Consider the following 16,582-nt stretch of genomic DNA (forward strand, 5'->3'; position numbering starts at 1 on the left):
GGAGATATCAGATGGCAGAGACGACCAAAGTCGTCGCGAAGATGAGGGACCGGGCCGGCAAAGGGGGCGCCCGTTCCAGTCGTCGCGAAGGACTGATTCCCGCCGTGATCTACGGCGACAAGCAGCCGCCCGTGATGATCGCCGTCGAGCCGAAGACGATCGAGCGCGAGATTCACAAGGAAGGCTACTTCAATCACCGCATGAAGATCGCCGTCGATGGCACGGACTACGACGTCCTGCCGCGTGACGTGCAGGTCGATCCGGTGACGGACAAGCCTCTGCATCTCGACTTCCTGCGCATCGGACCGGACTCGATCATCACCGTGCAGGTGCCCGTGCGCTTCCGCAACGAGCTGGCCTCGCCCGGCATCAAGCGCGGCGGCGTGCTGAACGTCGTGCTGCACGAGATCACGCTCCGCACCCGCGCCGATTCGATTCCGGAACTCTTCGAGGTCGACCTGACCGGCCTCGAGATCGGCCACTCGATCCACATGTCGGCGCTCAACATTCCCGAGAGCGCGCGTGTGGTGACCCGCGACAAGAACGCCACCGTGGCGTCGATCGCCGCGCCGACCGTGGCGCGCGAAGCGGCCGCGACGGAAGGGGCCCCGGCCGACGGCGCTGCGCCGGCGGCAGGCGCCGCTCCGGCGGCGGGTGCTGCGGCGGGCGGCAAGGCCGCTCCCGCCCCGGCGAAGAAGTAACGGGCGGGCGAAGGCTCGGCTCCGTCGATGCTTCTGCTGGTCGGGCTCGGCAATCCCGGGCCGCGCTATGCGGGGCACCGGCACAATGTGGGATTCATGGCGGTGGACGAGATCGTCCGCCGCCGTGTCTTCTCCCCCTGGCGTGCGCGCTTCAACGGCGAAGTGGCCGAAGGCCATCTCGGCGGCGAGCGTGTCATCGCCCTGAAACCCATGACGTTCATGAACGAATCGAGCAAGGCCGTGGGCGAGGCGGTGCGCTTCCTCAAGGTTCCGCTCGACCGGCTGGTCGTCTTCCACGACGAACTCGACATCGCGCCGGGACGGGTGCGCATGAAGAAGGGCGGCGGCGCCGGCGGGCACAACGGCCTGCGCGACATCGACGCCCATGTCGGCAAGGACTATCGCCGCGTCCGCATCGGCATCGGCCATCCCGGCCACAAGGACCTGGTGCTGCACTGGGTGCTGCGCGACTTCGAACGCGACGAGCGCGATCCGAAGGACGGCTGGCTACCTAAGGTCCTGCACGCGCTGGCCGAGGAAGCGGCGCTGCTGGTCGAAGGCGGCGCCAAGGCCGACGAGAAATACATGAGCCGGGTGGCGCATCTCGCGCCGCCTCCCGACCTTCCGGCTCGCCTCGACATCAGGGGCGCCAAGGACAGCAAAGAGTAGACCATGGGTTTCAATTGCGGAATCGTCGGCCTGCCGAACGTCGGCAAGTCGACCCTGTTCAATGCGCTGACCGCCACCCAGGCGGCGCAGGCGGCCAACTATCCGTTCTGCACCATCGAGCCCAATGTCGGCCGCGTCGCCGTGCCCGATCCGCGGCTCGACAAGCTCGCGGCCATCGCCGGCTCGGCCAAGATCATCAACACCCAGCTCGAATTCGTCGACATTGCCGGCCTGGTGAAGGGCGCGTCGCGCGGCGAGGGGCTGGGCAACCAGTTCCTCGGCAACATCCGCGAGGTCGATGCGATCGTCCACGTGCTGCGCTGCTTCGAGGATGGCGACGTCACGCACGTGAGCGGCAAGGTCGATCCGGTGAGCGACGCCGAGGTCGTCGAGACCGAGCTGATGCTGGCCGACATGGACAGTCTCGAAAAGCGCCTGCCCAATCTCGAGAAGAAGGCCAAGGGCGGCGACAAGGAGGCCGCGGCCGAGGCTCCCGTCGTGAAGAAGGCGCTCGACGCGCTGCGCGACGGCAAACCGGCCCGCGAAGCCAAGCTGACGGATGACGAGCGCGCCGTCTTCGCGCGGCTCCAGCTCATCACCGCCAAGCCGATGATGTACGTGCTCAACGTCGAGGAAAGCTCGGCCGCGACCGGCAACGCGCACAGCGCCAAGGCCGAGGCCTTCGCCAAGTCGCGCGGCATGCCGTCGGTCGTGATCTCGGCCGCGATCGAGGCCGAGGTGGCGCAGCTTCCGGCCGAGGACCAGGCCGACTACCTCTCGTCGCTCGGCCTCGAGGAAACCGGCCTCGCCCGCGTCGTGCGCGCGGGCTACGCCCTGCTCGACCTCGTGACCTTCTTCACCGTCGGCCCCAAGGAAGCCCGCGCCTGGACCGTGCGCCGCGCGGCCACGGCGCCGCAGGCCGCCGGCGTGATCCATACGGATTTCGAGAAGGGCTTCATCCGCGCCGAGACCATCGCCTTCGACGACTATGTAACGGTGAACGGCGAGGCCGGCGCCCGCGACGCCGGCAAGCTCCGCCTCGAAGGCAAGGAATACGCCGTCAAGGACGGCGATGTGTTTCACTTCAGGTTCAATGTGTGAAGCGCTTACAGCGCTTCACACATTGAACCGGTGAGCGGCAGCGCTCGCCATCAAGCGCGAGAGCTCGCGCCGCGCAGAATAGACAAGAACAGAGGCGCGAAGCTTCTCAACGGAGCGCGCCACTCCAGTGGCGCTCATATCTCATTGGACTGACGGTGCATAAGCGCCACTGGAGTGGCGCGCTCCAATGAGTCTCAACTCCCGATGACACCCCCGCCCTTCTTCGTGATCGCGATCACCGACGGTCGCGGCGGCATGCCGTCCTTGAAGTCGGGCCAGCGCGTCGACGGCTTCTCGTAAGTCGACCCGCGGTCCTCGCCGGGATGCTGGATGGCGAGGAACAGCGTGCCGTCGTCCGGCGCGAAGATCGGCCCGCAGACTTCGGCCCCCGTGGGCGCCTGATAGAAGCAGCGCGTCAGCGCCCGGCCGAAGCCCACCGTGTCGGCGGCATAGACCCCGTCGGCAATGCCCGCGGCCGAAGGGCCGCCGTCGGTCGCGATCCAGATGCGCCCCTTGCTGTCGAAGGCGATGTTGTCGGGGCAGCTCAGCCAGCCGTTCTCCGAGGTCGCGCGATGATAGCGGGCGCCGGCATCCTGGCCGGGCTTGCCGGCCAGCAGGAAGATCGACCACGTGCCCTCCGGTGCGGCATGGTCGCCGTCCTTCGGTGCGATCTCGATTATGTGGCCGTGATCGTTGGGCGCCCGCGGATTGGCCTTGTCGACCCGGTCGGGCTTGCGCAGGCCGTTGTTGGTCAGCACGACATAGACCCGCCCGTTGACCGGATTGGTCTCGATGTCTTCCGGCCGGTCCATCGGCGTCGGCTTCAGGAGATCGGCGGCGAGGCGGGTCTTCACGAGAACGTCGCCTTGGGTCGCGAAGCCGTTCTCAGGCGTGAGCGGTCCCTGCCCCTGCACCAGCGGCAGCCACACGACCTTGCCGTCGGCTTCGAAGCGCGCGACGGACAGCGTGCCCTCGTCCAGCAGGTTCTTGTTGGCGGCCCGATCGTTGGGGTTCCACGGCTTCGCGGTGACGAAGCGGTAGACATATTCGAAACGCTCGTCGTCGCCGCTGTACAGCACCACCCTGCCATCCTTGGCCAGCGCGTAGGTGCAACCCTCGTGCTTGAAGCGGCCCAGCGCGGTGCGCTTGACCGGCGGCGAGGCGGGTTCGTAGGGATCGATCTCGACCACCCAGCCGAACCGGTTGGGCTCGTTCGGCTCCTTGTCGAAGTTGAAGCGCTCGACGTGCTGGCCCCAGGCGTTGGTCGCCCGCGCCACGCCGTAGCGCTTGCCGAGTTCGGTGTCGGCCAGCCTCGCTGCGTCGCCGTCGAAGTAGAAGTGGAAATTCTCCTCGCAGGTCAGCCAGGTTCCCCACGGCGTGCTGCCGCCGGCGCAGTTGCCGAAGGTGCCCAGCACGCGCGTTCCCGTAGGATCGGCCGAGGTCTTGAGCCGGTCGTTCCCGGCGGCGGGCCCTGAAATCTCCATCGGCGTCGTGGCGGTGAGGCGGCGCGCGAACTTGCTGTCGCGCACGACCTTCCAGCCGGCGCCGTCGCGGGCGATCTCGATGACCGCCCCGCCGACCGATGCCATCTCGACCGCGACCTGATCCTTCGTCGCCTTCAGCGCCGCATCGCGGCCGCTGCCCAGGCCGGCGAACATCAGGTTGGGGTTGGTGTATTCGTGGTTGGCGACCATCAGGAAGCGGTCGCCGCTGCGGCTGCCGGCCGGCAGCGGATAGAGGCCGAGATAGTCGTTGTTGTAGCCGAACCGCTTCTCCTGTTCGGCCGCGGTGAGGGTGGCGGGGTCGAAGCCCGTGGCGCCGCCGATGATCGGATCGCCCCAGCGGATCAGCACCTGCATCTCATAGCCCTCGGCGACGTGCTGCGTGCCGTCGAGCGTATGGGCCAGTTCCTTGAAGGTGAGAGACGAGGGACCGTTCGCCTGGGCCTGCGCATCCGTCGTGGCGAACGGACCCGCGAGCGTGGCCGCGAGGCCGGCGCCGGCGAGGCCGCGCAGCGCGTCGCGCCGGCTGAGGCGCCGCTCGATCAGTTCGCCGATCGACGGCTCGGTGCTGGCATTCACGCCGATATCGTCGGGATCGCTGTAGTCGTCATCTCGTGCGGCGGCCATCTTGAACTCCTGGAAACGCACGTCTGGCGTAGCGGGCAATAGTGGCGTTTCCGTTACGATTCTGCGCGCCCCGCACCGCGTTCCACAAGGACCGTCAGTAAACCGTAGCGCGAAGCCTGTAGCAGGCAGCTGTCACACCTCATGAAGAGATGAACATGAAAACACATCTGCTGTTTGCAGCGTCCGCGACTGCCCTTCTGCTCGCGGCTTTCCCCGCCTCTGCCCAGACCAAGTTCCCGGCCACCCTGGAAGGCCATGCGATCCTGCCGGCCATGACCCTCGTGCCCGCCCCGGCCGACGCGCCGCAGGAGCTGCAGATTTCCGGCCGCTATGCCGGCCCGACCGGCCAGCGGGTCGATACGCCCGAGAGCGTGCAGGCCTTCTCGGCCCTCTCCGACAAGGCCGCGCCGCGTCCGACCGGCCTCAGCCTGCCGCTCAAGGGCCAGGCCGTGCAGGGCCTGTCCGGCATCAAGAACCTGAAGGACGGCACCTTCCTCACCATCACCGACAATGGCTTCGGCTCGAAGGCCAACTCGCCCGACTCGATGCTGATGTTCCATGTGGTGAAGCCCGACTGGAAGAGCGGCGCGGTCGAGCGCGTCTCGACCACCTTCCTCAGCGACCCGGATCGCAAGGTGCCGTTCCGCATCGTCAACGAGAACACGCCCAAGCGCTATCTCACCGGCGGCGACTTCGATCTCGAATCGGTGCAGCCGGTCGGCGACTTCCTGTACTTCGGCGAGGAGTTCGGCCCCTACCTGATCAAGACCGACAAGAGCGGCAAGGTCGTGCAGGTCTTCGAGACCAAGGTCGACGGCAAGGTCGTGCGCTCGCCCGACCATCCGGCGGTCACGATGCCGGGTGCGCCCGGTCCGGTGAAGTTCGAGGTCCGGCGCAGCAAGGGCTTCGAGGGCATGGCGCAGTCGCCCGACGGCAAATTCCTCTACCCGCTGCTCGAAGGCCCGCTGGTGACCGAGTCGGGCGAGATGGAAGCCAGGGACGGCAAGCGCTTCCTGCGCATCCTCGAATTCGACGTGGCCAAGGGCGAGTACACGGGCAAGAGCTTCAAGTACCCGCTCGAGGCGCCGGCCAACGCCATCGGCGACTTCAACATGATCGACGCCAGCACCGGCCTGATCATCGAGCGTGACGACACCGAGGGCGATGCGGCCCAGGCCTGCAAGGACGGTGCGGTGAAGGCCGACTGCTTCAACGTGCCGGCCAAGTTCAAGCGCATCTACAAGATCGACATGGGTCAGGCCGACGCCGACGGCTTCGTGAAGAAGGTGGGCTATATCGACCTGATGGACATCCAGGACCCGAACAAGGTCGCGCGCGCCGGCGCCAGGGACGGCAAGCTCACCTTCCCGTTCTTCACCATCGAGAACGTCGACCTGGTCGATGCCGACCACATCATCGTCGGCAACGACAACAACCTGCCCTTCTCGTCGGGCCGCGCGCTGGGCAAGTCCGACGACAACGAGCTGATCCTCCTGAAGGTCACCGACCTCCTGAAGGCGAAGTAGCTACTCGGTCACGTCGAGCGCCACCTTCTCGCGCTTCTTGCGGAGCGCGGGAAGGAGTGGTGCGATCAGCAGGAAGGCCGCGAGCGCCAGGCAGGCGACCGAGATCGGCCGCGCGACGAAGATCTCGAACGACCCCTGGCTCAGGATCAGCGATTTGCGCAGGTTGTTCTCCAGCATCGGCCCCAGCACGAAGGCCAGCACCAACGGCGCCGCCTCGTAGCCGAACTTGCGCATGAGATAGCCCAGCAGGCCGGTGCCGATCATCACGAACACATCGAACACGGCGTTGCCCGAGGCGAAGACGCCGACGATGCAGAACATCAGGATCAGCGGGAACAGGATCCTGTAGGGCGCCTTCAGCACCTGAACCCACATGCCGATCAACGGCATGTTGAGCACCAGCAGCATGATGTTGCCGACATACATGCTGGCGACGATGCCCCAGAAGACCTTGGGGTTCTGGCTCATCATCAGCGGCCCGGGCTGCAGCCCGTGGATGACGAACGCACCCAGCAGCAGCGCCATGATGACGTTGGGCGGAATGCCCAGCGTCATCAGCGGAATGAAGGCGCCGCCGGCCGCCGCATTGTTCGCGGCCTCGGGCCCCGCGACTCCCTCGATGGCGCCCTTGCCGAACCGCTCGGGCGTGCGCGACAGCTTCTTCTCCATCGCATAGGACGCAAAGGAAGCGATCACCGCGCCGCCACCCGGCAGCACGCCCAGCAGGAAGCCCAGCAGCGTGCCGCGCCCGATGGGGCCGGCGCTCGCCTTCAGGTCCTCGCGCGAGGGCCACAGGCTGCCGATCCGCGATTGCACGATGTCGCGGCGAATCTGCTGCTCGATGTTCGCCAGGATCTCGGCCACGCCGAACAGGCCCATCACGACCGGCACGAGGCCGATGCCGTCGACCAGTTCGAGGCGGTCGAAGGTAAGGCGCGGCATGGCGTTGATCTGATCCAGGCCGATCAGGCCGACCACGACGCCGACCGCCGCCATCAGCAGCGCCTTCGCCATCGAGCCCTGCGTCAGGAACGACAGGATGGTGAGGCCGAGAACCATCAGGCTGAAATATTCCGGCGGGCCGAAGGCCACGGCGACCTGCGCCAGCATCGGCGCCACGAGCATGAGGGCCACGATCGCGAAGGTGCCGGCGACGAACGATCCCAGCGCGGAGATGCCGAGCGCCGGGCCGGCACGGCCGCGCTTGGCCATCTCGTGGCCGTCGATGCAGGTGACGACCGAAGCGGCCTCGCCCGGGATGTTCACGAGAACGGCGGTGGTCGAACCGCCATACATCGAGCCGTAGTAGATGCCGGCCATCATGATGATGCCGGACTCGGGCGAGCCCGAGAGCGTGACCGGCAGCAGCAGCGACATGGCCGAGATCGGGCCGATGCCCGGCAGCACGCCGACCAGCGTGCCGATGAACACGCCGATGAAACAATAGAGGAGATTGACCGGGTCGAAGGCGACCGCGAATCCCTGGTAGAGACCGGAAAGCACGTCCATCGCGTCAGCCCGCCAGCCAGGAGAGGTAGGGAACGCCCTCGAGCCAGCTTCCCTTGGGAAGCTGCACCAGCAGGACCTTTTCCAGCACGTACCAGACCCCGACCGAAGCGACCAAGGAGATCGGGATCGAGAGCCGGGGCGCGACCGGATCGACGAAGGTCATCAGGAAGAGCAGCAGCGCCAGGCTGCAGAGCACGAAGCCCAGCTTCTGGAACAGGACACCGAAGACGATCAGGGCGGCGATCACCATCACGACGTTGCGCCACCGCGCGCCCTGCCAGAGATCCGCCAGCAAGGGCCCCTCGCCGCGCGCGCCGGCCAGGGTGATCGACAGCGACAGGGCGCACATGAAGAGGCCGAGCCAGAAGAAGACGAAGCCCGAGCCCGGCTCGTGCAGGGTGCCCAGTTCGAGCAGCCAGCCCTGCCAGGTGACGAACACGCCGACACCCAGCCAGAACAGGCCTCCCCAGAATTCAGCGCGACGCAACATGCTCAGCTCTTCTTGGCGAGCCCGAGCTGGTCCACGACCTCGCGCTGCTCGTCATACTGCTGCTTGGCGAACCTGGCGTAGTCCGCCGTGTTCATGTAGCGCTTGGGATAGTCGTACTTGGCCATCAGCTCGACCACCTTGGGATCTTCGAGCGCGGCCTTGAAGGCATCGTGCAGCTTCTGCACCACGGCAGGATCCATGCCCTTCGGCCCGGCCAGCCCGAACGGCGAGTCGAGAGTGAGGTTGTAGCCCAGCTCCTTCAAGGTCGGCGCGTCGGGCCAGCGCGGGCTGCGCTCCTCGGTCCAGATGCAGAGCAGGCGGAACTTGCCGGCATCGACCAGCGGCGCCCAGCCGGTTGCGTCCGCATCGGCCATGACGTGGCCGCCCTCGAGCGCGGCCCATCCCTCAGGGCCGCCCTTGAAGGGCACGTGGGTGAACTTCACGCCGGCCTTGTGGGCGATCTGCTCCATGCCGATGTGCAGCGAGCTGCCGGCGCCCGGTGTCGCGTAGGTGAACTTGCCCGGGTTGGCCTTGGCGAAGGCGATGACGTCCTGGAAGGTCTTGAATTGCGAGTCCGCCCGCACGACCACGCCGAACGTGTAGGCCGAGGTGTGGAGGATCCAGGTGAAATCCTTCATCGGATCGTACGGCGTCTTCTGCATGTGCGGCAGGCGGAAGATCGTCACCGGCATCTGCGCGATCGTGTAGCCGTCGGGCTTGGCGGTCGCGGCCATGCTGGCCGGGCCGCTGGTGCCCGAGCCGCCGGTGCGGTTGTCGATCACCACCGGCTGGCCGAGGATCTTGGCCGCGGCGTCGCCCAGCGCGCGATGCCAGACGTCGACGCCGCTGCCGGCCGGCCACGGCATGATCAGCGTGATCGGCTTGTTGGGAAAATCCTTGGCCCCCTGGGCCTGGCCAATGGCGGGCGCAAGGGCTGCGGACGCGACCGCACCCGACGCCGCGATGAACGAACGACGACGCATGAACTCCTCCCTTGTTGTTTCTTCCCCGCTCTCTCCGGGCGGACTAGCTCTTGGCGGCCAGTCCGAGCTTCTCCAGCGCCGCCTTCTCTTCGGCATAGAGCTGGCGGGCGAACTTGTCGTAGGCCGCCGTCGGCATGTAGCGCGGCGACATGTCGTACTTTTCCAGGGTCGCGATGACGTCCTTGTCCTCGAGCGCGACCTTGAAGGCCTCGTCGAGCTTCTTGACGGCGAGCGGGTCCATGCCCTTGGGGCCGCCCATGCCGAACGGCGAATCGAACACCATGTCGAAGCCGAGATCCTTGAGGGTCGGCACATCGGGCCAGTTCTTGGTGCGCTTCTCGGTCCAGACGCAGAGCAGGCGGAGTTGGCCCGCATCGACCAGCGGCTTCCAGCCGGTCGAATCGGCCTGCAGGGTCGTGTGCTTGCCGAGCACGGCGGCGTTGGTTTCCGCACCGCCCTTGAACGGCACCATGGTCCACTTGATGCCGGCGGCGGCCGCGATGCGCTCCATGCCGATGTGAAGCGAGGTGCCGGCGCCCGGTGTACCGTAGGTCACCTTGCCCGGATTGGCTTTGGCGTACTCGATCACGTCCTTGAAGGTCTTGTAGGGCTGGTCGGCCGCCGTCGTGACGCCGAACGTATAGCCGCTGAGATGCGAGACGTAGGTGAAGTCCTTCAACGGATCGAACGCCGTCTTCTGCATCACCGGCAGCCGGAACACGGAAATTGGAAGCTGCGAGACGGTGTAGCCGTCGGGCCGTGCGGTGGCGGCCATGGTAGCCGGTCCCAGCGTGCCGGAAGCGCCGCCCTTGTTGTCGATCTGGAAGGGCTGGCCCAGCACCTTGCTCGCGCGCTCGCACATGGCGCGGAGCGTGATGTCGCTCGATCCGCCGGCGGGCCACGGGACGATGAAGGTGATCGGCTTGCTGGGATAGGCCTGGGCGCGGGCGGCCGGCAGATACAGCGGCATGCCGACACCGGCGGCGACTACGGTTCCCAGACCACGCTTCATGAGACCACGACGACGCACCGTCATTCATTCCCTCCCTTTTGTTGGTCAGGAAAGTGGCCGATGGTCCGGTCGATGTAAAGAGAATGCAGAGCCTGTGTTACGGCAGGACGCGCTTCATCCAGTGGGCCGTCGCCTGCATGCAAGCTGGCGTTGAGCCTTTGCCGGGATATGTCGACCAGGCGACGCCGATTTCACGCCGCACGTGCTAGGGTGAATTGCACACGCGACAGTAGTGAATCGCCCATGGATCAGAGAATGCAGTTCTTTTACGCCAACCGGATCGCCGCGGCCCGCCTCCTCATCGGCATCGTCCAGGGCCTCGCGCTCTATCTCCTTCACGAGGCCGGTCTCAAGAAGAGCTGGCCGGCCGACCAACCCGACGTCCTGCGTGCACTGTCCACGGCTGCCGGCATGACACCTTTCTTCATGGTCCTCGGCATCGGCAACCTTCGCTGGCCGACTTTCGCCATCTGGTCGGTCGTCATCGGCCTGGTGAGCGCGGGCCTGGGATTCCATGCCGGCCATCAGGAGATGGATCGCCTGGGCTGGTTCTCGCTGGCAACGATCCTCAGCACATCGATTCCGGTCTTTCTGTTCATCGTGAACGCGCTGGTGACCGGCGCAGACTCCGACCGGCGGCTTATCGCAACTTTCCGGACCTACTTCGAGGTCACCTGGAAGCACGTCACGCAATACGTGCTTGCCTCGCTGTTCATCGGCCTGTTCTGGGGCCTGTTGTGGCTCGCCGGCACCCTGTTCAACGCGATCCATGTCGATGTCGTCTCCACGACCATATCGAAAAGCTGGTTCTGGATACCGGTGACCTGCATCGTCAGCAGCGCCGCGCTGCACCTGACCGATGCGCAGGCCGGCCTCGTCCGGGGCGCACGCTCGCTGCTGTTGAACCTGCTCGCGTGGCTGTTGCCCGTCATGGTCCTGATCGGTGGCGGCTTCCTCGTCGCCTTGTTCTTCACCGGCCTCGACCCGCTCTGGAACACCAAGCGCGCCACGCTGAGCCTCATCATTGCCTCGGGCCTGCTGATCCTCCTGATCAACGCGCATTTCCAGGACGGCATTTCGCAGGAGGAGAGATTTCCTGTCCTGCGCTACGCCCGGTTCCTCGCCGCTCTCATGCTGGCGCCGCTGGTGGTCCTGGCCGCGATCGGGCTGGGCCTGCGCATCGAGCAACACGGCTGGACTCCCCCGCGGGTCATTGGCGTGGCCTGTATCGTCATGCTGGCCTCGCATGCGATCGGCTATGCGCTGGCGGCTCTCCGCTCCGGCCCCGCCTTGCGGTACCTGCCGATGACCAACATCGCATCGGCGTTCGTGACGGCCGCGGGCCTACTGGCCCTGCTGACGCCTCTCGCGGATCCGGCGCGCATATCGGTGGACGATCAGATCGCCCGCCTCGAATCGGGACGCGTCGCCCCGGAGAAGTTCGACTTAGCCTTCCTCGAAAGGAGCAGCGGCCGTTACGGGAAGGATGCCTACGAACGCCTGAAGACCAACCCGCAGGGACCGAATGCCGCCAGGATCTCGGCGCGGATCGAGCAACTCGCCAGGGCACCGAAGCCTGGAGCCGTGGCGAACTCGCCGGCCAGCGCCGAAACCCGCGCGAAGAACATCACGGTCACCAAGCCGGCTGGCACGGCTCTGCCGGCAGCCTTCCTCGAGAAGGACTGGAAAAGTGCGCCAAGCGGCCCAGCCCTGCCGGCCTGCCTCACCCAGTCCACCTATACATGCGACGCGTTTCTGGTGGATCTCGTCGATGATGGCCGGCCCGAAATCGTGACCATAGACCCCATCGGCGTGACGATCTTCGCGCAGGACGCGGAAGGCCAGTGGGTCGCAGCCGGACAGATCCTTCAGAAGCTCTTCTGCCCCGAGGTGCGTCAGGCCCTCAAAGCGGGCGACGTGCAGCCACTACAGCCGCGCTTCAAGGATCTGGAAGTGGCAGGCGAGAGGCTGCAAGTCGTATCGACCGCCTGTTTGCGTCCTCGCCGCTGATCGCTACGGCAGGACGCGCTTCATCCAGTGGGCCGTCGCCTGCGCGTCCTGGTTGTCGCTTTCCGCGAGCTTCTGCATCACGCGCTGCCCGTCCTCCAGGTCGCGGTTCTGGCTGAGCTTGAGCTTGGTCTGCAGGCGCGCGAGCGGCATGCGGAAGGCGACGATGCCTCGCGCCTGCGCTTCGGCATTTCCCGGCGGCAGGCGATCCAGCCCCCACGACGAAGCATCGGCGCCTTCATACGCGGCCGCGAGCTTCGCGAGCACGTCGAGCGCACCCTGCGTATCCTCGACGACCTCCGGCCGGCCATAGGCATGGACGGTGACGTAGTTCCAGGTCGGCACCTTGGGGCCGGGCGTGTACCAGGTCGGCGAGACATAGGCGTGCGGCCCCCAGAACAGGGCCAGCGACTCGGCCGGCCGCTCAAACAGCTTCCAGTGCGGATTGGCGCGCGCGATGTGGCCGATCAGCGAACCGTGTTCGCTGCCGTCGTCCTGCCAGAGCAGCGACAAATGGGTGGCAAAGGGCGCACCGGTCTCGTCGGTCGTCATCAGGAGAGCCCAGCTATGAGCCGTCATGACCTCACGGCCGACCGCTTCATCGCCTGCGAAATGCTTCGGAAGATACATGGCTTGGATTCCTTGAACGGCGCGGGCTTACCATGGTCCAATGCCTGCCACACAGGGAGGATTATTCATGGGCGAAGATATCCGTCTTAAGTCTGCCGCCGGCGAGATCGGCGCTTACCTGGCCACCCCGGCGGGCACGCCGAAGGGCGCCATCGTGGTCATCCAGGAGATTTTCGGGGTGAACCACCACATCCGCGCCGTGACCGACAAGTTCGCAGCCGTTGGCTACCTGGCCCTCGCGCCGTGCTTCTTCGACCACATCAAGCCCGGCATCGAGCTCGGCTATACACCGGACACGATTGCCGAGGGCCGGGGCTACGTCATGACGCCCGGCTTCACCGAAAAGGCCGTGCAGGACGTCGAGGCCGCCATCGCGGAGCTGAAGAAGCGCGGCGCGAAGAAGGTCGGCGTGACCGGCTTCTGCTGGGGCGGCACCATCACCTGGCTGGCGGCGACGCGCCTCAAGCCCGACGCCGCCATCGCCTATTATGGCGGCGGCATCTACGGCGCCCGGGACGAGAAGCCCGGCGTGCCGACGATCATGCATTTCGGTGACAAGGACATGCACATCCCGATGGCGCACGTGAACGAGCTGCGCGAGCTGCATCCGGGCGTCACGATCTACGACTATCCCGCCGACCACGGCTTCCATTGCGACGAGCGCGGCAGCTACGACGCGGCCGCCTCGAAGAAGGCGATGGAGCGCACGCTGGAATTCATGGCCAAGCACGTCGGCTGACGCACGACGCCGTTCCCACCACCATTGTCATCCCGAGCGTGAGCGAGGGACCTTTCGAGGCGCTGCCAGGGATCGCTCGCGGCGCTCGGGATGACAGGATTTTCGTTGAAAAATGCCCGCCAAACGTCCCGCCAAGAAATCCTTCACTCCCGGCGCCCGCGGCCCCCTGAACGGGGTCCGCGTCGTCGACCTGTCGCGACTCGTCGCCGGCAACGTCCTGACGCTTCAGCTTGCCGACTTCGGCGCCGAGGTCATCAAGATCGAGCCGCCCGAGGGCGACACGTTGCGCTCGTGGCGGGTGAAGGGCGTCGAAACCGCCTGGAAGGTCTACAGCCGCAACAAGAAGAGTGTCGCCCTCGACCTGCGCTCCGACGCCGGCCGCACCATTGTGCGCGAACTGGCGAAGACCGCCGCCATCCTGGTCGAGAGCTTCCGGCCGGGCGTCATGGAGGACATGGGCCTCTCGCCGGCCGAGCTGCACGCGATCAATCCGAAGCTGGTGATCCTGCGCATCTCCGGCTGGGGCCAGGACGGACGCTATCGCCACAAGCCGGGCTTCGGCACGCTGATCGAGGGCTATAGCGGTTTCGCCTCGATGAACGGCTTCGCCGATCGCGAGCCGGTCCTGCCGCCGATGTATCTCGCCGACTGCATGGCCGCCCTCAACGGCTACGGCGCCGTGATGGTGGCGCTGCGCGAGGTCGAGATGAACGGCGGCAAGGGCCAGGTCCTCGACCTGCCGCTGTTCGATCCGTTGTTCTCGATGCTGGGACCGCAGGCGGCCAACCACAGGCTGACCGGCGAGGTGAAGGTGCGCACCGGCAGCCGCTCGACCAACGCGGCGCCGCGCAACGTCTACCAGACCAAGGACGGCAGTTGGGTGTGCCTGTCGGCCTCGACGCAGGGCATGGCGATGCGCGTACTGGACAAGATCGGCCGGCCGGAACTGAAGGAGGATCCGCGCTTCGCGACCAACATCGAGCGGGTGCGCAACGGGCTCGAACTCGACCGCATCATCGGCGAGTTCGTGGGTGCCCGCGATCTCGACGAGAACCTGCGCTATTTCGACGAGGCCGGCGTCACCATCGGCCCGGTCTACGACATCTCGCAGATCGTGCAGGACGACTATGTGCTGGAGCGCGAATCGCTGATCGAGATCGAGGATGCGGACATGGGCGAGCTGCCGACCCATCCGATCGTGCCGCGCATGTCCGGCACGCCGGGCGCGCTGAAGAGCGCGGCGCCCACGGTGGGTGAGCACAACGAGGCGCTGCTGAAGCCGATGCTGGGCGCGGAGGAGTACGACAGGCTCTGCGCGTCGGGCGCGATCTCGGACGGCAAGACCGTGGGGAAGAAAAAGAAGTGAACCGGCCCGTTCCGCCCGTCTGGCGCTCGATCCTCTACGTTCCCGGCAACGTCCCGAAGTTCATCGACAAGGCGCACGAGCGCGGCGCCGATTGCGTGCTGGTCGATCTCGAGGACAGCGTGCAGCCGGCGCAGAAACCGGAAGCGCGGGCGATGCTGCCGGAAACGATGAAGAAGGTGGCGCGCGGCGGCGCCGACGTCGCGGTGCGCATCAACCGCCCTCTGCGGCTGGCGATCCCCGACATCGAGGCGGCGGTCCGGCCCGGCCTCTCGGCGCTGTTCGTCACCAAGACCGAGGGCGTGCAACACCTGCGCCTGCTCGACGAGGTGGTGAGCGAGCTCGAGCGCGAGCGCGGCATGCCCGTGGGCAGCGTCGGCTTCGCCGCCATGATCGAGCATCCGCGCGCACTGACCGAGCTGAACGACATCGCCGAGCGCGGGCCCCGCGTCATCGCCATGATGCTGGGCGGCGAGGATTTCGCGCTGGAGACCGGCTCGGTGCCGGGCGACGAGACGCTCGAACTGCCCAAGCGCATGGTCGCCTTCGCGGCCCAGGCGCAGGGCGTGCCGGTGATCGGCATTCTGGGGACGGTCGCGGACTATTCCGATCCGACCGCCTACAGGAAGAGCGCCGAGCGGGCGCGCCGCTTCGGCTTCTCGGGCGGGACCTGCATCCATCCCGGCCTTGTCGCAACGCTGAACGAGGCCTTCACGCCGACGGCCGATGAAGTGGCCTACGCGCGGAAGCTGATCGCGGCCGACGAAAAAGCCGCGGCTGAGGGCCGCGGCTCGTTCTCGGTGGACGGCAAGATGATCGACATCCCGGTGATCGTTCGCGCCCGCCGGCTGATCGAGCGCGCCGAAGCGATCGAACGTCGCCTCAGGCGTTAGCGCCAAGCGGCACTAACGCCCTAAGCGTCAGTGCTTGTCGGCCCACACCATGCGCTTCACGGCGTACATCAGGCCCGCAAGAGCGATCAGGAACAGGATGACGCGAACGCCGGTGCGCTTGCGGTCTTCCATGTGCGGCTCGGAAGCCCAGGCGAGGAACTCGGTCACGTCGGCGGCTTCCTGGTCGAGCGTGGCCTTGGTGCCGTCGGCGAAGGTCACCTTGTCATCCGCCAGCGGCGGCGCCATGGCGATCTTGTGGCCCGGGAAGTACTTGTTGAAGTTGTCGTCCTTCTTGACGTCGAACTCCTTGATCTGCTCGGGCGTCAGCTTGTCGTACGGCACGTAACCCGTGAGGATTCCGTAGATGTAGTCGGGACCGAACTCGCGCGCCTTGACGATGACGCTGAGGTCGGGCGGGGCCTTGCCGTTGTTGGCGGCGGCCGCGGCGGCCTCATTGGGGAACGGCTTCTTGAAGCGGTCGGACGGGCGGGCCGGACGGTCGGCCGGCGCGCCTTCGTCGTTCAGATCGGAGACGGAGATGTCCTTGATCAGACCCTTCACCTGGTTCTCGGTCAGGCCGAGGTCGGTCAGGTTGCGATAGGACATCAGCGACAGCGAATGGCAGGCCGCGCAGACTTCCTGGTAGACCTGGAAGCCACGCTGGGCGGCGGCACGATCGTAGGTGCCGAACGGGCCCTGGAAGTGCCAGTGCCGGTGCGGCGGATGCTCGGTCCCGCCGGCCGCGATGGCGACGGTGCCGGTGGCGAGGGCCGCCAGCGCGATGGCGCCGGAGACCAGGAGATTGCGGGCGAAAGGCTTGCGCATGGCTC

Annotated in this window: 15 protein-coding genes; 8 read left to right on the forward strand and 7 right to left on the reverse strand. The window is 66.6% G+C overall.

The annotated features are described in order from the left end of the window. Nucleotides 1-11: 11 nt before the first annotated feature. Genes ACP15H_RS22535 through ychF form a run of 3 tightly spaced genes read left to right on the forward strand, consistent with a single transcriptional unit; the run spans nucleotide 12 to nucleotide 2,471 of the window. Nucleotides 12-701, forward strand: coding sequence for a 50S ribosomal protein L25/general stress protein Ctc (locus ACP15H_RS22535; RefSeq protein ID WP_425068371.1), 690 nt, complete (start codon nucleotides 12-14; stop codon nucleotides 699-701). Nucleotides 702-728: 27 nt separating this feature from the next. Beyond that, the gene (gene pth / locus ACP15H_RS22540; RefSeq protein ID WP_425068372.1) at nucleotides 729-1,370 is read left to right on the forward strand and encodes an aminoacyl-tRNA hydrolase; all 642 of its coding nucleotides are present in this window, start codon (nucleotides 729-731) and stop codon (nucleotides 1,368-1,370) included. A 3-nt stretch (nucleotides 1,371-1,373) separates the two neighbouring features. Next, on the forward strand, nucleotides 1,374-2,471 hold the full coding sequence (ychF, locus tag ACP15H_RS22545; RefSeq protein WP_425068373.1) for a redox-regulated ATPase YchF: 1,098 nt from the start codon (nucleotides 1,374-1,376) through the stop codon (nucleotides 2,469-2,471). A 194-nt stretch (nucleotides 2,472-2,665) separates the two neighbouring features. Here ychF and ACP15H_RS22550 read toward each other — a convergent pair whose 3' ends face one another. Further along, the gene (locus ACP15H_RS22550; RefSeq protein WP_425068374.1) at nucleotides 2,666-4,600 is read right to left on the reverse strand and encodes a PhoX family protein; all 1,935 of its coding nucleotides are present in this window, start codon (nucleotides 4,598-4,600) and stop codon (nucleotides 2,666-2,668) included. A 155-nt stretch (nucleotides 4,601-4,755) separates the two neighbouring features. Between ACP15H_RS22550 and ACP15H_RS22555 the strand changes: the two genes are divergently transcribed. Then, nucleotides 4,756-6,126 carry an esterase-like activity of phytase family protein gene (locus ACP15H_RS22555; protein ID WP_425068375.1) on the forward strand — a complete coding sequence of 457 codons (1,371 nt, stop codon included), beginning with the start codon at nucleotides 4,756-4,758 and terminating at the stop codon, nucleotides 6,124-6,126. On the opposite strand, the gene ACP15H_RS22560 is transcribed toward ACP15H_RS22555, so the two are convergent. Genes ACP15H_RS22560 through ACP15H_RS22575 form a run of 4 tightly spaced genes read right to left on the reverse strand, consistent with a single transcriptional unit; the run spans nucleotide 6,127 to nucleotide 10,144 of the window. Beyond that, complete coding sequence (locus tag ACP15H_RS22560) at nucleotides 6,127-7,635, reverse strand: tripartite tricarboxylate transporter permease (protein WP_425068376.1); 1,509 nt, start codon at nucleotides 7,633-7,635, stop codon at nucleotides 6,127-6,129. It lies immediately after the preceding gene. A 4-nt stretch (nucleotides 7,636-7,639) separates the two neighbouring features. Next, a complete protein-coding gene (locus ACP15H_RS22565) occupies nucleotides 7,640-8,125 on the reverse strand; it encodes a tripartite tricarboxylate transporter TctB family protein (RefSeq protein ID WP_425068377.1) in 486 nt (161 codons plus the stop codon). A gap of 2 nt (nucleotides 8,126-8,127) precedes the next feature. Further along, a complete protein-coding gene (locus tag ACP15H_RS22570) occupies nucleotides 8,128-9,108 on the reverse strand; it encodes a tripartite tricarboxylate transporter substrate binding protein (RefSeq protein ID WP_425068378.1) in 981 nt (326 codons plus the stop codon). Nucleotides 9,109-9,151: 43 nt separating this feature from the next. Then, a complete protein-coding gene (locus ACP15H_RS22575) occupies nucleotides 9,152-10,144 on the reverse strand; it encodes a Bug family tripartite tricarboxylate transporter substrate binding protein (RefSeq protein ID WP_425068379.1) in 993 nt (330 codons plus the stop codon). 219 nt (nucleotides 10,145-10,363) lie between these two features. On the opposite strand from ACP15H_RS22575, the gene ACP15H_RS22580 reads away from it, so the two are divergent. Further along, a complete protein-coding gene (locus ACP15H_RS22580) occupies nucleotides 10,364-12,130 on the forward strand; it encodes a DUF4153 domain-containing protein (RefSeq protein WP_425068380.1) in 1,767 nt (588 codons plus the stop codon). Nucleotides 12,131-12,133: 3 nt separating this feature from the next. On the opposite strand, the gene ACP15H_RS22585 is transcribed toward ACP15H_RS22580, so the two are convergent. Further along, nucleotides 12,134-12,757, reverse strand: coding sequence for an FMN-binding negative transcriptional regulator (locus ACP15H_RS22585; RefSeq protein WP_425068381.1), 624 nt, complete (start codon nucleotides 12,755-12,757; stop codon nucleotides 12,134-12,136). 67 nt (nucleotides 12,758-12,824) lie between these two features. Between ACP15H_RS22585 and ACP15H_RS22590 the strand changes: the two genes are divergently transcribed. From ACP15H_RS22590 to ACP15H_RS22600, 3 genes are all read left to right on the forward strand, one after another. Next, nucleotides 12,825-13,496, forward strand: a complete 672-nt coding sequence (locus ACP15H_RS22590) for a dienelactone hydrolase family protein (protein WP_425068382.1) — start codon at nucleotides 12,825-12,827, stop codon at nucleotides 13,494-13,496. Between the two features lie 112 nt (nucleotides 13,497-13,608). Beyond that, nucleotides 13,609-14,862 carry a CaiB/BaiF CoA transferase family protein gene (locus tag ACP15H_RS22595; protein ID WP_425068383.1) on the forward strand — a complete coding sequence of 418 codons (1,254 nt, stop codon included), beginning with the start codon at nucleotides 13,609-13,611 and terminating at the stop codon, nucleotides 14,860-14,862. Beyond that, the gene (locus ACP15H_RS22600; RefSeq protein WP_425068384.1) at nucleotides 14,859-15,752 is read left to right on the forward strand and encodes an HpcH/HpaI aldolase/citrate lyase family protein; all 894 of its coding nucleotides are present in this window, start codon (nucleotides 14,859-14,861) and stop codon (nucleotides 15,750-15,752) included. Before ACP15H_RS22595 ends, ACP15H_RS22600 begins: the two co-directional genes overlap by 4 nt. A 27-nt stretch (nucleotides 15,753-15,779) precedes the next feature. Here the strand turns inward: ACP15H_RS22600 and ACP15H_RS22605 are convergent, their stop codons facing one another. Then, on the reverse strand, nucleotides 15,780-16,577 hold the full coding sequence (locus tag ACP15H_RS22605; RefSeq protein WP_425068385.1) for a cytochrome c1: 798 nt from the start codon (nucleotides 16,575-16,577) through the stop codon (nucleotides 15,780-15,782). Nucleotides 16,578-16,582 lie beyond the last annotated feature (5 nt).

This window comes from Reyranella sp., assembly GCF_965249915.1.
Lineage (GTDB): Bacteria > Pseudomonadota > Alphaproteobacteria > Reyranellales > Reyranellaceae > Reyranella.

What these genes read in the sequence shown, in the direction of transcription:
- ACP15H_RS22535 (WP_425068371.1), top strand. Translation starts at nt 12, where the DNA reads ATGGCAGAGACGACCAAAGTCGTCGCGAAGATGAGGGACCGGGCCGGC.
- pth (WP_425068372.1), top strand. Translation starts at nt 729, where the DNA reads ATGCTTCTGCTGGTCGGGCTCGGCAATCCCGGGCCGCGCTATGCGGGG.
- ychF (WP_425068373.1), top strand. Translation starts at nt 1,374, where the DNA reads ATGGGTTTCAATTGCGGAATCGTCGGCCTGCCGAACGTCGGCAAGTCG.
- ACP15H_RS22550 (WP_425068374.1), bottom strand. Translation starts at nt 4,600, where the DNA reads ATGGCCGCCGCACGAGATGACGACTACAGCGATCCCGACGATATCGGC.
- ACP15H_RS22555 (WP_425068375.1), top strand. Translation starts at nt 4,756, where the DNA reads ATGAAAACACATCTGCTGTTTGCAGCGTCCGCGACTGCCCTTCTGCTC.
- ACP15H_RS22560 (WP_425068376.1), bottom strand. Translation starts at nt 7,635, where the DNA reads ATGGACGTGCTTTCCGGTCTCTACCAGGGATTCGCGGTCGCCTTCGAC.
- ACP15H_RS22565 (WP_425068377.1), bottom strand. Translation starts at nt 8,125, where the DNA reads ATGTTGCGTCGCGCTGAATTCTGGGGAGGCCTGTTCTGGCTGGGTGTC.
- ACP15H_RS22570 (WP_425068378.1), bottom strand. Translation starts at nt 9,108, where the DNA reads ATGCGTCGTCGTTCGTTCATCGCGGCGTCGGGTGCGGTCGCGTCCGCA.
- ACP15H_RS22575 (WP_425068379.1), bottom strand. Translation starts at nt 10,144, where the DNA reads ATGACGGTGCGTCGTCGTGGTCTCATGAAGCGTGGTCTGGGAACCGTA.
- ACP15H_RS22580 (WP_425068380.1), top strand. Translation starts at nt 10,364, where the DNA reads ATGGATCAGAGAATGCAGTTCTTTTACGCCAACCGGATCGCCGCGGCC.
- ACP15H_RS22585 (WP_425068381.1), bottom strand. Translation starts at nt 12,757, where the DNA reads ATGTATCTTCCGAAGCATTTCGCAGGCGATGAAGCGGTCGGCCGTGAG.
- ACP15H_RS22590 (WP_425068382.1), top strand. Translation starts at nt 12,825, where the DNA reads ATGGGCGAAGATATCCGTCTTAAGTCTGCCGCCGGCGAGATCGGCGCT.
- ACP15H_RS22595 (WP_425068383.1), top strand. Translation starts at nt 13,609, where the DNA reads ATGCCCGCCAAACGTCCCGCCAAGAAATCCTTCACTCCCGGCGCCCGC.
- ACP15H_RS22605 (WP_425068385.1), bottom strand. Translation starts at nt 16,577, where the DNA reads ATGCGCAAGCCTTTCGCCCGCAATCTCCTGGTCTCCGGCGCCATCGCG.